This window comes from Mesorhizobium sp. B2-3-7, from assembly GCF_006442695.1.
In the GTDB taxonomy this organism is placed as follows: Bacteria; Pseudomonadota; Alphaproteobacteria; order Rhizobiales; family Rhizobiaceae; genus Mesorhizobium.
Genome location: NZ_VFVV01000018.1, coordinates 56,462 through 69,571, shown reverse-complemented (window position 1 = coordinate 69,571; position 13,110 = coordinate 56,462). Strand labels below are relative to the sequence as shown.

The 13,110-nt window shown below is 61.9% G+C and carries 17 protein-coding genes; 10 read left to right on the top strand and 7 right to left on the bottom strand.

Translation table 11 applies throughout. The features are described 5' to 3' along the window. Window position 1: 1 nt before the first annotated feature. The 3 genes from FJ940_RS26620 to hslV form a co-directional block, all read right to left on the bottom strand. Entirely contained in the window at window positions 2–601 is a 600-nt protein-coding gene (locus FJ940_RS26620; protein WP_140491219.1) for a DUF2585 domain-containing protein, read from the bottom strand. Window positions 602–604: 3 nt separating this feature from the next. After that, window positions 605–1,138, bottom strand: a complete 534-nt coding sequence (locus FJ940_RS26615) for a GNAT family N-acetyltransferase (protein ID WP_140658374.1) — start codon at window positions 1,136–1,138, stop codon at window positions 605–607. 75 nt (window positions 1,139–1,213) lie between these two features. Continuing rightward, complete coding sequence (hslV, locus tag FJ940_RS26610; protein WP_140517741.1) at window positions 1,214–1,765, bottom strand: ATP-dependent protease subunit HslV; 552 nt, start codon at window positions 1,763–1,765, stop codon at window positions 1,214–1,216. Window positions 1,766–1,979: 214 nt separating this feature from the next. Between hslV and hisB the strand changes: the two genes are divergently transcribed. From hisB to FJ940_RS26560, 10 genes are all read left to right on the top strand, one after another. Then, on the top strand, window positions 1,980–2,579 hold the full coding sequence (gene hisB / locus FJ940_RS26605; protein WP_140491213.1) for an imidazoleglycerol-phosphate dehydratase HisB: 600 nt from the start codon (window positions 1,980–1,982) through the stop codon (window positions 2,577–2,579). 3 nt (window positions 2,580–2,582) lie between these two features. Further along, window positions 2,583–3,059 carry a DUF2628 domain-containing protein gene (locus tag FJ940_RS26600; RefSeq protein ID WP_140517742.1) on the top strand — a complete coding sequence of 159 codons (477 nt, stop codon included), beginning with the start codon at window positions 2,583–2,585 and terminating at the stop codon, window positions 3,057–3,059. 1 nt (window position 3,060) lies between these two features. Beyond that, window positions 3,061–3,711: an imidazole glycerol phosphate synthase subunit HisH gene (gene hisH / locus FJ940_RS26595; protein WP_140517743.1), complete on the top strand. Its 651-nt coding sequence runs from the start codon at window positions 3,061–3,063 to the stop codon at window positions 3,709–3,711. A gap of 6 nt (window positions 3,712–3,717) precedes the next feature. Continuing rightward, window positions 3,718–4,008: a DUF1330 domain-containing protein gene (locus FJ940_RS26590; protein ID WP_140491206.1), complete on the top strand. Its 291-nt coding sequence runs from the start codon at window positions 3,718–3,720 to the stop codon at window positions 4,006–4,008. Window positions 4,009–4,012: 4 nt separating this feature from the next. After that, the gene (gene hisA / locus FJ940_RS26585) at window positions 4,013–4,762 is read left to right on the top strand and encodes a 1-(5-phosphoribosyl)-5-[(5-phosphoribosylamino)methylideneamino]imidazole-4-carboxamide isomerase (protein ID WP_140658372.1); all 750 of its coding nucleotides are present in this window, start codon (window positions 4,013–4,015) and stop codon (window positions 4,760–4,762) included. Continuing rightward, window positions 4,759–5,595, top strand: a complete 837-nt coding sequence (locus FJ940_RS26580; protein WP_140658370.1) for an arginase family protein — start codon at window positions 4,759–4,761, stop codon at window positions 5,593–5,595. Before hisA ends, FJ940_RS26580 begins: the two co-directional genes overlap by 4 nt. Then, window positions 5,592–6,386, top strand: a complete 795-nt coding sequence (gene hisF, locus FJ940_RS26575; protein ID WP_181165351.1) for an imidazole glycerol phosphate synthase subunit HisF — start codon at window positions 5,592–5,594, stop codon at window positions 6,384–6,386. The genes FJ940_RS26580 and hisF overlap by 4 nt, the downstream gene beginning before the upstream one ends. Before the next feature lie 33 nt (window positions 6,387–6,419). Next, window positions 6,420–6,743, top strand: coding sequence for a phosphoribosyl-ATP diphosphatase (locus tag FJ940_RS26570; RefSeq protein ID WP_140524106.1), 324 nt, complete (start codon window positions 6,420–6,422; stop codon window positions 6,741–6,743). Between the two features lie 23 nt (window positions 6,744–6,766). After that, complete coding sequence (coaA, locus tag FJ940_RS26565; RefSeq protein WP_140491197.1) at window positions 6,767–7,726, top strand: type I pantothenate kinase; 960 nt, start codon at window positions 6,767–6,769, stop codon at window positions 7,724–7,726. A gap of 143 nt (window positions 7,727–7,869) precedes the next feature. Further along, window positions 7,870–9,462 carry a hypothetical protein gene (locus tag FJ940_RS26560; RefSeq protein ID WP_140658366.1) on the top strand — a complete coding sequence of 531 codons (1,593 nt, stop codon included), beginning with the start codon at window positions 7,870–7,872 and terminating at the stop codon, window positions 9,460–9,462. Here FJ940_RS26560 and FJ940_RS26555 read toward each other — a convergent pair. From FJ940_RS26555 to FJ940_RS26540, 4 genes are all read right to left on the bottom strand, one after another. After that, window positions 9,456–10,073, bottom strand: a complete 618-nt coding sequence (locus tag FJ940_RS26555; RefSeq protein WP_140524103.1) for an alpha-ketoglutarate-dependent dioxygenase AlkB — start codon at window positions 10,071–10,073, stop codon at window positions 9,456–9,458. The genes FJ940_RS26560 and FJ940_RS26555 overlap by 7 nt on opposite strands. A gap of 103 nt (window positions 10,074–10,176) precedes the next feature. Beyond that, window positions 10,177–10,650 (bottom strand): peptidoglycan-binding protein LysM, encoded by a 474-nt coding sequence (gene lysM, locus FJ940_RS26550; protein ID WP_140491191.1) that lies wholly within the window; start codon window positions 10,648–10,650, stop codon window positions 10,177–10,179. 89 nt (window positions 10,651–10,739) lie between these two features. Beyond that, window positions 10,740–11,177, bottom strand: a complete 438-nt coding sequence (arfB, locus tag FJ940_RS26545; RefSeq protein WP_140491189.1) for an alternative ribosome rescue aminoacyl-tRNA hydrolase ArfB — start codon at window positions 11,175–11,177, stop codon at window positions 10,740–10,742. Between the two features lie 84 nt (window positions 11,178–11,261). After that, on the bottom strand, window positions 11,262–12,872 hold the full coding sequence (locus FJ940_RS26540) for a phosphoenolpyruvate carboxykinase (protein WP_140658364.1): 1,611 nt from the start codon (window positions 12,870–12,872) through the stop codon (window positions 11,262–11,264). Window positions 12,873–13,110 lie beyond the last annotated feature (238 nt).

Below are 13,110 nucleotides of genomic sequence, written 5' to 3'. Positions count from 1 at the left end.
ACTAAATTCCACTTTGCCACTGCTTGATGGCCTCGAACGGATGCAGCAGCATGATCACGTTGAGTGTCAGATTGTCCCGGATAAGGTAGCCCGTACCCAGTTCGAAAAGGATGGCGAGGCTGACGATCACCCATATAGGTAGCCTTCGCGCCATCACAAATCCCAGCACCATGGCCAGCGTGTCCGACACCGAATTGATGATGCTGTCGCCGTAATAGTCGAGCGAGATGGTGCCGGCGCGGTAGCGCTCTATGATGAACGGGCTGTTCTCGATCAGCTCCCAGCCGCCTTCTATGAAGACGGCGAAAGCCAGCCGCAAGCCGACCGGCGAACGCGGAAACAGGAACCTGGCCAGCGCATAGAACAGGAAGCCGTGGATGATATGCGAGAACGTGTACCAGTCCGATATATGCTGGGAATTTTCGGAACTGTTCACCACGCCGTGCCAGAGCTTGACATAGCCGCAGGTGCAGATCGGCGGATGCCCCATGCCATAGAGGGCTCCAGCCTGGAAGATGACCAGGGCGAGCACGAGCAGAAGCCCCATCCGCCAGCTGTCTTCATAGGCCGAGAGCGTTCTGTCCTCGCCAACTGCGTTCATCCGTCAGTTCCCCGCTTCCGTGTCGCCCGCTTGCGTCTCGTGCGCATCGATTGCCATCAGCACGACATCACCATATCTGGATTGCCGGCGATCAATTGCGCGGAATCCCGCCTTTTCATAGGCGCGGATGGCGCGGCCATTGGATGGGTCGGGATCGATGATGACGCGCGGCACGCCTTCCTCGAACAACTGCTCGACGAACTGGCGCACCATCGCCGAGCCATGGCCGATGCCGACCAGTTCCGGCCGGCCGATCGACAGGTCGATGCCGAGCGTCCCGAACGGCTGGTCGGCATAAGGGTGGTCTTCTTCCAGGTGTGGATCGTAGCTCTGCAGGTAAGCGATCGGCGTGCCGTCGAGTTCCACGATCAGCGGCTCGACGGAAATCGAATCGATATGATCGCGAATCTCGGCGATTTCCGTCTCTGGATCGTTCCACCACTGAGCGACATGCGGTTCGGCGAGCCAGCCGGCGATCATCGGCAGGTCTTTCGCGGTCACAGGCCGAAAATCATAGCTATCTTCGTGTCTTTCCATGATCTTCTCCGAAAGCCGGCCTCCATTTTTCGCTTGCGCGGTCTTTCGGATCGGGATCACGGACGCAGGCCTGGTTCAGGCAGCATCGAGCGTTTCGACGACGAAATTGTTGTTGGTGTAGACGCAGATGTCGGAGGCGATCTGCATCGCCTTGCGCGCGATCTCCTCGGCGTCCTTGTCTGTGTCCATCAGGGCGCGGGCCGCAGCCAGCGCATAGTTGCCGCCTGAACCGATGGCCATGACGCCATGCTCGGGCTCGAGCACGTCGCCGGTGCCGGTCAGCGCCAGCGAGACCGACTTGTCGGCCACCAGCATCATCGCTTCCAGCCGGCGCAGATAGCGGTCGGTGCGCCAGTCCTTGGCGAGTTCGACACAGGCGCGCGTCAACTGGTCGGGATATTGTTCGAGCTTGGCTTCGAGCCGCTCCAGAAGCGTGAAGGCGTCCGCCGTGGCACCGGCGAAACCGGCGATCACGTTTCCGCCCTTGCCGATGCGGCGCACCTTTCTGGCGTTGCCCTTCATGATGGTCTGGCCAAGGCTGACCTGGCCGTCGCCGGCGATCACCACCTTGTTGCCCTTGCGTACCGTCACGATGGTCGTGGCGTGCATGGTCAGTTCATTGGACATTTGCTGCTCCGATTCGCGCCATCCCTAAAAAGGCGATCGGCGCGGTACGAGTGACTTTGATCGGCCCATATGTATGCATGGGGGCGGTGATTGCAAACGCTCGATACCGACCCGGATGGCAACTGGCAATCGCCGGATCATGCTGCTAGAAGGCTTTCGTTTTCAAGCAGGCGAAACGCCTGAAGCGCTTAAACTCACGGACAAGGACAAGGCCATGTCGCCCCGTTCCGCCGAAATCAGCCGCAAGACCAGGGAAACCGACATTGCCGTGTCGGTCCATGTCGACGGCTCCGGCAAATCGGACATCGTGACCGGCGTCGGCTTCTTCGATCATATGCTCGACCAGCTTTCGCGCCATTCGCTGATCGACATGACCGTTCGGGCCAAGGGCGACCTGCACATAGACGACCACCACACGGTCGAGGACACCGGCATCGCGCTCGGCCAGGCGCTGGCCAAGGCGCTGGGCGAGCGGCGCGGCATCATGCGCTATGCCTCGATCGATCTTGCCATGGACGAGACGCTGACGCGCGCGGCGATCGATGTCTCTGGCCGTCCCTTCCTGGTGTGGAACGTTTCGTTTTCCTCGCCCAAGATCGGCACCTTCGACACCGAACTGGTGCGCGAATTCTTCCAGGCGCTGGCACAGAACGCCGGCATCACGCTGCATGTCACCAATCACTATGGCGCCAACAACCACCACATCGCCGAAACCTGCTTCAAGGCGGTGGCGCGTGCGCTGCGGACAGCACTGGAGCGCGATCCGCGCCAGCCGGACGCGGTTCCCTCCACCAAGGGATCGTTGAAGGGATAGGTCATGGCCAGCTATGTCGTGATGGAACCGCCGGGCCCTGGCGAAAAGGCCGATGCGACGGCGCTTGTCCGCGACGGCTTTACCTGGCTCGGCCTGCTGGTGCCGCCGCTGTGGTTCGCCTGGCATCGGCTGTGGATCGAAGCGGCACTCACCTTCATTGTCATGGCGGTGCTTTCGATGCTTGGCGAAAGGCTCGGTCTCGGGTTGGCCGGTTCGCTGCTGTCCCTGCTTGTCTCGCTCTATGTCGGCTTGGAAGGGCAGGCGCTGCGCATCGCGGCGCTCCGCCGCCGCGGCTGGCGCGAATGGGGGGTGGTCGAAGCCGGTTGGCTCGACGATGCCGATGCGCGCTTTGCCCTGGAGGCCGAGCGGCATGCGGATGGAGCCGAGCCTGCGCCGCGCATGGTGCCGGACGCCGCCCTGGCGCGCCCGGCGCAGCCGGGCATGGCGCTTGGGCTGACCCACATTCCGGGAAGGCGCTGACATGCGCGTTGCGATCATCGATTACGGCTCGGGCAATTTGCGCTCGGCCACCAAGGCCTTCGAGCGCGCGGCGCGCGAGGCGGGCATCGCCGCCGGCATCGACCTGACCGCCGACGCCGAGCGGGTGCGCACGGCCGACCGCATCGTGCTGCCTGGCGTCGGCGCCTATGCCGATTGCGCGGCCGGCCTGCGTGCCGTCCCCGGCATGTGGGAAGCTGTCGAGGAAGTCGCCATCGCCAAGGGGCGTCCTTTCCTCGGCATCTGCGTCGGCATGCAGCTGATGTCGCAGCGCGGCCTCGAAAAGACGATCACCGATGGCTTTGGCTGGATATCAGGTGACGTGAAGGAGATCACGCCGGCCGATCCGGCACTCAAGATCCCGCAGATCGGCTGGAACACGATCGAGCTGATGCGCAAGCATCCGCTGTTCTCCGGCGTTCCAACCGGGCCAACCGGCCTGCACGCCTATTTCGTCCATTCCTATCATCTCGATGCGCGCAAGCCCGACGAGGTGCTCGCGGTCGCCGACTATGGCGGCCCGGTAACGGCGACCGTCGCCCGCGACAACCTCGTCGGCACGCAGTTCCACCCAGAGAAGAGCCAGGCGCTGGGCCTCGCCCTGATCACCAATTTCCTGCGCTGGAGGCCTTGAGGAGCCATGAGCAAGAAGGGCTATTGGATGGCGATGATCGATGTTCGCGATCCCGATCTGTACAAGCGGTATATCGAGGCGAATGCCGTTGCCTTCGCCAAGTACGGCGCGAAATTCGTCGTGCGGGCGGGACGCCACGAGAGCCCGGAAGGGCCAACCGGCAACCGCCACGTCCTGGTCGAGTTCGAATCCTACGCCAAGGCCGTCGAATGCTATCATTCGCCGGAATATCAACAGGCCTCTAAATTCCGGCTTGCCGCCTCGACCGGCCATTTCGTCATTGTCGAAGGCGCCTGAGAAAATGATCCTGTTTCCTGCAATCGACCTCAAGGACGGCCAGTGCGTGCGCCTCAAGCACGGCGACATGGCGACCGCGACCATCTACAACGATGACCCGGCCGCCCAGGCAAAGGCATTTGAAGAGCAGGGCTTCGAGTGGCTGCATGTCGTCGACCTCAATGGCGCGTTTCGGGGTCAGAGCGTCAACAGCGCCGCGGTCGGCGCCATCCTCAAGGCGACGAAGAACCCGGTGCAGCTCGGCGGCGGCATCCGCACGCTCGAGCAGATCGAGGACTGGCTCGACCGAGGGCTGGCCCGCGTCATCCTCGGCACGGTTGCGGTGCGCGATCCCGACCTGGTCAGGCAGGCCTGCAAGGCCTTTCCGGGCAAGGTCGCCGTCGGCATCGACGCCAAGGGCGGCAAGGTGGCGGTCGAAGGCTGGGCCGAGGCGTCGAGCCTCGGCGTCGTCGAGCTAGCCAGGAAATTCGAAGGCGCCGGTGTCGCCGCCGTCATCTACACCGATATCGACCGCGATGGCGTGCTGACCGGCATCAACTGGGATGCCACGATCAGCCTCGCCGACGCCGTGTCGATCCCGGTCATCGCCTCTGGCGGCCTCGCCTCGATCGTCGACATCGTGCGCATGACCATGCCCGACGCGCAAAAGCTCGAAGGCGCGATCTCCGGCCGCGCCCTTTACGACGGCCGCATCGATCCGGCCGAAGCATTGGCGATCCTGAAAGGCGCGCCCCCGGTGGAGATGCGATCTTGAAAGTCTCGATCATCCTGGCCTCCTATGACAGCGGCCATTATCATGGCGGCATGGGGCAGGGGCCGGACGCGCTGATTGCGGGCGGACTGGTCGAAGCCTTGACCATGGCCGGCCACGATGTCGCGGTCGAGGACATCGGCAAGGTCGGCGATGCCCAGGAGCGTGAGATCGCCACCGGTTTCGCTGTCTGCAATGCCGTTTCGGGCGAGGTCCGCATTGCCCGCGACAGGGGACGCTTTCCCATCGTGCTGGCCGGAAACTGCCTGACATCAGCCGGCGCGGTCGCCGGCGAAGGCGCCGACGCGATCATCTGGGCCGACCAGCACGGCGACCTCAACACGCCCGACACATCCATATACGGGTTTCTCGACGGCATGGCGCTGGCCACCATGCTTGGCCTGTGCTGGCGCCCGATGGCGGCGGCCATTCCCGGCTTCCAGCCGATCGATCCGTCGCGCTGCGTGCTCGTCAACGCTCGCGATCTCGACCCGGACGAGAAACAGCTTCTGGAGGCATTGCCGGTGATCCGCACGGAATGTCCGGGAGCGGCAGCGGCAACCGAAAAACTCAAGGTCGCCGGCGCTAAACGCGTGCACTTGCATCTCGATCTCGACGTGCACGACCCTGAGGCGCTGCAGGCCAACCGCTATGTAGCGCCGGGCGGGCCGAACCCGGAACAATTGCGCGACGCGACCTGCGCTATGGCGCTTGCGGTGCCGATCGTCGGCATCACCGTTTCCGCCTACGATCCGGCTTTCGATGCGCAGGCCGATGTGCCGCCGCTGGTCGGGCAGCTGCTCAACGATCTCATAGCCACGATAGAAGGCCGCTGATGCTGAAAGCCCGCGTCATCCCCTGTCTCGACGTCAAGGGCGGCCGCGTCGTCAAGGGGGTCAACTTCGTCGATCTCATCGATGCCGGCGATCCTGTCGAGGCCGCCAAGGCCTATGACGCGGCCGGCGCCGACGAGCTTTGCTTCCTCGACATTACCGCGTCATCGGACAATCGCGAGACCATCTTCGATGTCGTCGCCCGCACGGCCGAGCAATGTTTCATGCCGCTCACCGTCGGCGGCGGCGTACGCCAGGTCGCCGATATCAGGAAATTGCTCCTGGCCGGCGCCGACAAGGTGTCGATCAACACGGCGGCGGTCAAGAACCCGGATTTCGTCGCCGAAGCCGCCGACAAATTTGGCAACCAGTGCATCGTTGTCGCCATCGACGCCAAGAAAGTGTCGGGCGCCAGCGAGGCCGACCGCTGGGAGATATTCACCCACGGCGGACGGGAAAAAACCGGCATGGATGCGATCGAATTCGCCCGGAAAATGGTCGATCGCGGTGCCGGCGAGATCCTGTTGACCTCGATGGACCGCGACGGCACCAAGGCCGGTTACGACATCGCGCTGACCCGCGCGGTATCGGACGCGGTGCGCGCCCCGGTGATCGCTTCGGGCGGTGTCGGCACGCTCGACCATATGGTCGAAGGCATTCGCGACGGTCATGCAGGTGCCGTGCTGGCGGCCTCCATCTTCCATTTCGGCACCTATACGATCGCCGAGGCCAAGGCCCATATGGCGCAAGCCGGCCTGCCGATGCGGCTGGACTCCTCGGGCGATCGGCCCTAGAGGCTTGCGGCTAAGAAACAGGGCCAAGGCGCCATGACTGAGTTTTCACTCTCCGACCTGGAGACAATCATCAGCGAACGCGCCCATTCCGGCGATCCGGACTCGTGGACCGCCAAGCTTTACGCGCGCGGCATCGAGAAGGCGGCGCAGAAGCTCGGCGAAGAGGCGGTCGAGACGGTGATTGCCGCCATCAAGGGCGACAAACAGGCGCTCGTTTCGGAAAGTGCCGATCTTATATATCATTGGCTCGTCGTTCTCGGCATTTCGGGTGTGCCGCTGGACGACGTGCTTAGGGAGCTCGAAAGCCGCACCGGGCGTTCGGGTATCGCCGAGAAGGCGTCACGGTCCAAGCGCTGACCGCGAGGAGGGCAGGAATCTCGATGGATCAGCTCGCACCGACCGAGAAATATTCCCCTTTTCGTTTCTTCTCGGCCGAGCAATGGTCGCAATTCCGCGCCGACACGCCGCTGACGCTGAGCGAGGATGAATTCCGCCGCCTGCGGTCGCTGAACGATCCAATCGATCTCGAAGAGGTCAAGCGCATCTATCTGTCGCTGTCGCGGCTTCTGTCGGCGCATGTCGAGGCCAGCCAACTGCTGTTCCGGCAGCGCCAGGCTTTCTTCAACGCCTCGGACGTGGTCAAGACGCCCTTCATCATCGGCATCGCCGGTTCGGTCGCGGTCGGCAAATCGACCACGGCGCGCGTGCTGAAGGAGCTGCTCGCGCGCTGGCCGTCCAGCCCCAAGGTCGATCTCATCACCACCGACGGTTTCCTGTTGCCCAACGAGGTGCTGCGCCGCGAAAACCTGATGGAGCGCAAGGGCTTTCCCGACAGCTACGACGTCGGCGCGCTGCTGCGCTTCCTCTCGGGCATCAAGTCGGCGCTGCCGGATATCCGCGCGCCGGTCTATTCGCACCTCACCTATGACGTCATCCCCGGCGAGTTCGTCACCATCGACCGGCCCGACATCCTGATCTTCGAGGGCATCAATGTGCTGCAGCCGGGCAAGCTGCCGCAGGACGGCAAGATCGTGCCTTTCCTGTCCGACTTCTTCGACTTCGCCATCTACATCGATGCCGACGAGAAGCTGATCCACGAATGGTACATTTCCCGCTTCATGCGGCTGCGCGAGACCGCTTTCCGCAATCCGGAATCGTTCTTCCATCGCTATTCGCAACTGTCGGAGGATTCGGCACGGGCGATTGCCGAAGGCCTGTGGACCAACATCAACCTGAAGAACCTGCGCGAAAACATCCTGCCGACACGCGCCCGCGCCGACTTGATCCTACGCAAAGGCGCCGACCACCTCGTCGAGGAAGTGGCGCTGCGCAAGCTTTAGCTGGCGCGATTAACGGCACTTTAGGCTATCCGAGCTAGTTTCCGATGCAATCTTAATGGGATCGCAAGCAGCTATGCCTCTGTCCCAGTTTCGATCATGACCTTTAATCTTTTGCGGAGGCTCGTCCTTTTAGAGGCAATCATATGAGCTTGTCGGGCGCAAGAACGTTCGATGCGATGGTCGCATCCCAGTACCGTAACGGCAGTCTGCGGCAATTCTCGCTCGTTGGACTGGTCGTCGTGATCTCCTTTTTCATGCCTTGGACAGCGGGTGACAACACCGATGTGAGTTGGATAATCATTATCTGCGAGAAGATTTTTTCTGGTCAGAAACTCTATGTCGACATTTTAGAAACCAACCCGCCTTTTTCGGTCGCTCTGTATATCGGACCAGTGTGGTTGTCCCATAGGTTAGGAATTTCGCCGGAATTGGCGATCGAATATTTCATCTATCTTATCTTCGTCGTTTCGATTTTGTTGTCGGCCCTTGTGATCGAGAAAGGCAGGATCTTTGTCGATCTCAGAACCCAGTGGGTCTATCCCATGCTCGCGGTTCTGCTTCTGATCATGCCAGGGAATATTTTCGGACAACGCGAGCATATCGGTATGATGCTGTTCATGCCGATGCTGTTCCTGATGATGTGGCGTTCCAACGATAGTCCAGGCCAGCATATACCATTTGCACTTGCATTCACCGTTGGGCTGGCGGCAAGCGTGTTGCTGCTCGTTAAGCCCCACTGGGCACTTGGCATCGCACTGCCTTATCTTGTCATCGCCTGGCGAAGGCGGTCGCTTCTGGCCTGCCTGACTGTTGAGAATATCGTCATAGGCGCGATCTGCACGGGGTATCTCGCCAGCGTGCGAATATGGTTCCCAGAATTTCTTGATACGTTCTTGCCTTTGCTGATGCGCTACTATGTCAGTCTGCGGGCCAACATAAATATTCTGTTGGCGTTGCCGACCTTTGCGGTGTTCGTCGTTTTTATAGCCTTCCAGATGCGGAAATCTGCTTGGCGAAGTGATGTGGCAATTGCGGTAACAAGTGGCGCAGGCTTCTTTGTCTCAATGGCATATCTTGGCAAATATTGGCCCAATCACCAGTATCCGTATCAGCTTGCGTTGCTGGTCGCGATGCTGTTGGCTGTTGCATCGCGAAGGCAAAAAGTGCTCGCGCTTTCAGGAGAAGAAGCGGCTTCGGAGCGCGCCAATGCAAGACTTCATTCTAGCGCCGCCTTTGCCGTGGTTGTCGCTCTCACGGTAACGCACCACCAGTTTTACCAGATGCCGGAAAAGAGCCTGGTCGATGCAATCAAGGCCCGATACTCCTCGCCGTCCATTGTTCAGGTCAGTTCGGATCTTTCCGTCGGGAATCCGCTGGCGAGGATGGTCAATGGCCGCTGGCTTTCAGCCTACGCTCATGATTGGGTTGGCGCCCATGCGCTTTGGGGTTTGATGAAAGGCAACTATCACGGCGAAGACGAACGAATAGCGCGGCACGACCTCGACAACTATACGCTTTATGTCAACTCCTTGATCCGCGACAACAAGCCGGACATCATCCTTGTCGATCGCTTGGACAAGAAGAAATCCGTGTTGTCGTTGGCGGCGAATTATCCTCCAATATGGACTACCTGGATGCGTCAGAACGCTGACTTCCAGGCCTTGATGAGCAATTACGAAGAGATCGCGCTAGGAGACTACATCGAGGTCTATGCGCGGCGCAGCAGTGCTCACTGACCCCTCGTCACCCGCCGCAGCGTCAGATTGATCCTGCCGCCATTTTTCAGCAGCGCCGAGGTCGAGGGATAGATGCGGTCGACGCCGTGGAAGCAGAGGCGTCCCTCGCCGCCGAGCACGACGACGTCGCCGCTCTTCAGCCTGAACGACCGGGTCGCCCCCTCGCGCGTCGTCTGGCCGACCCTGAACAGGCAGTCGTCGCCCAGCGAGACCGAGACGACGGGTGCTGAGAAATCCTCCTCGTCGCGGTCCTGATGCAGGCCCATCTTCGCATCCGGCGCGTAGAAATTGACCAGGCATGCCTGCGGCGGATGCGGGTAGGCCGAGACCTCTCGCCACAACCGCATCAGCACATCCGGGATCGGCGGCCACGGCGTCCCTGTCACGGGGTGCGTCGGCTGGTAGCGATAGCCGCGTTCCTTGTCGGTGACCCAGCCGAGCGGGCCGCAATTGGTCATGCGCACGCTCATTTCCTTGCCGGTGCGCGGCATGGCCGGCACGAATAGCGGCGCCTGCTGGACGATGCCTCTCACATCCTCCACCAGCGCCTCCTGCACGTCGCGGGACAGATAGGCCGGCATGTGGCGGACGCCCTTGGGCAGAACGAGCATGAGGTCGGTCGCTAGCTCCGTTTCGTCGGTTCGAGCATGCCATCTGAAAATGAAAACGGCGACCCGAAAGCCGCCGTTCCCGAAAAATTCGCGTCTCCCTTGATCAGGTGAGGTCTGGAATGCGCAGGACCTGCCCCGGATAGATCTTGTCGGGATGGGTCAGCATCGGCTTGTTGGCCTCGAAGATGACCGTGTTCTTGGCGCCCTTGCCCTTGCCATAGCTTTTCTCGGCGATCTTCCAGAGATTGTCGCCCTTCTGGACGGTGTAGAAGGTCGGTTCCTTGGCCGCGGCCGCCGCCGAACCGGAGGCCGGCGCGACCTGCAACTCGTCCGCCTGCACCTTGGAGACGCCTAGCGTGTTGCCGACGGCGATGACCGCCTTTTCGAAAACCGACTGGTCCTTGACCACGCCCTTCAGCACCGCCGTGTCGCCCTGGACGACGACCTGCACGCCGTCGGTACCGAGCTTGTGCGAATCGAGTTCTTTCTTGAGCGTATCGGCGCTGGGTGCCGCTTCCTCGTCACCGCCTATGCCGAGCTTTTTGCCGACGCTCTTGACGAAATCGAACATACCCATCTCCAGGTCTCCTTGCTGTGGCAATGAGTAAACCTTGCATCTGCAAAGCGAAATTGAAAGCGGGTTCACGCGCGCGATTGGTGTGTTGCTTAATCGTTCTCTACCCGGCCGCGCAGTTTCTTGATGGTGCCGCGTCCGGCCTTGCTCTTCAGCCGCCGTTCGACCGCGCCTTTCGACGGTCTCGTCTTCTTGCGCGGCGGCGGTGGCGGCTCGGCCGCCTTGGCGACCAGCGCCGTCAGCCGCGCCCGTGCATCCGCCCGGTTCTGCTCCTGCGTGCGGAAGCGTCCGGCTTCGATGACGATGACGCCGTCCTTGGTGGCGCGCTGGCCGGCAAGCCTGATCGTGCGTTCGCGCACGCGCTCCGACAGGCCGGGTGCGTTGCGTGCATCGAAGCGCAGCTGCACCGCCGTCGCCACCTTGTTGACGTTCTGCCCGCCGGGGCCGGAGGAGCGGATGAAATCCTCGTGCAGATCACCCGGATGGATCACGGCATCGTCGGCAATGATGATTGTGTCGTCGCTCGTCATGCCGCAGTCATGGCGCGGCGCACGAAAAAAGAAAAGGCCCGATCGGGACCGGGCCTTGCGAGGATGGCTGAGCCTGGCGGGCGATTATTCCGCCGCTTCCCGCATGTGCGGCGCCGCGCCGAGGACGGAGGCGTCGACATGGTTTTCGAACTTCTCGAAATTGACGGCGAACATGCCGACCAGCCTTGCCGCTTGCCGGTCATAAGCGGATTTGTCGGCCCAGGTTGATCGCGGGTCGAGGATGGCGGCGTCGACGCCCGGCACCGCCACCGGCACCTCGAAACCGAAATTGGCGTCGGTACGGAAACCGGTCGTCTTCAGAGAGCCGTCGAGTGCCGCGGCAAGCAGCGCGCGCGTCGCTTTGATCGGCATCCGCCTGCCTGTGCCGTAGGCGCCGCCAGTCCAGCCGGTGCTGACCAGCCAGCAATCGGCACCGTGCTGCGCGATCAGCTCGCGCAGCAGATTGCCATATTCCGAGGGATGGCGCGGCATGAACGGCGCGCCGAAACAGGTCGAGAACGTCGCTTCGGGCTCGGTCACGCCCTTCTCCGTTCCGGCCACCTTGGCCGTGTAGCCGGACAGGAAATGATACATCGCCTGCGCCGGGGTCAGTCGTGCGATCGGCGGCATCACGCCGAAAGCGTCGGCGGTCAGCATGATGATGTTCCGGGGATGGCCGGCGCGCCCCGTCTTGCTGGCATTGGGTATGAAGTCGAGCGGATAGGCGCAGCGCGTGTTCTCGGTGAGCCGGCCGTCGTCGAAATCCGGCACGCCATGGGCGTCGAGAACGACGTTCTCCAGCACCGTGCCGAAGCGCTGCGTGGTGGCGAAAATCTCAGGCTCCGCTTCCGCCGACAGCTTGATGGTCTTGGCATAGCAGCCGCCTTCGAAATTGAAGATGCCGTGCGGCCCCCAGCCGTGCTCGTCGTCGCCGATCAGCGTGCGCGACGGATCGGCCGACAGCGTCGTCTTGCCGGTGCCCGACAGGCCGAAGAAAATCGCGGCGTCGCCGCCAGGGCCCTCATTGGCCGAGCAGTGCATCGGCATCACGCCCTTGGCCGGCAGCAGGTAGTTCAGCATTGTGAACACCGATTTCTTCATCTCGCCGGCATAGGAAGTGCCGCCGATCAGGACGATCTTGCGGGTGAGGTCGACGGCGATCACGGTTTCAGTGCGGGTGCCGTGGCGGGCGGGGTCGGCGCGGAAGGAGGGCAGGTCGATGATCGTCATCTCGGGCACGAAATGGTCGAGCTCCGCGGCTTCCGGACGGATCAGCAGGTTACGGATGAACAGCGAATGCCAGGCAAACTCGGTGATGACTCTGGTGGGCAGCTTCAGCTCATGGTCTGCGCCGCCCACCAGGTCCTGCACGTAGAGATCCTTGTCCGCGGCGTGCGCCCGGAACTCTTCGAACAGCGTCTCGAACTGGTCCGGCGAGATCGCCTTGTTGTTGTCCCACCAGATGTCATTCTCGGTGGCGCCGTCTCGGACGACGAACTTGTCCTTGGGCGAACGGCCGGTGTGCTGGCCTGTTTCGGCGACCAGCGCGCCGTGCGCTGTCAGCCGCGCTTCGCCGCGCCTGATCGATTCCTCGTAGAGGGCGGCCGCCCCGAAATTGTAGCGCACCAGGCCAGAGGTTCTGAGACCGATACGATCGATCGCGCAGGCAGGATTGCGTTTGCCGACTTCCGACATGGGTGACCCTTCTCCGATTTGCCGCATCTTTGCCGGCGCCTTCCGGCACGCCCACTACGCGAGCTTAGATGGTCAGAACCAGAAAAGTCGAATGATATCAAATCATTAATCGATTTAAATATTTTGAAAGTTGTTTAAATCGTTTATATGTGCAAAAAGTTTCGTGGTTGCCCAAAGGATTGGCGGCGCTGGTTCGTCCAATCCATATCGAGGTGCGATCGTGGCCGCCGGCATGCCG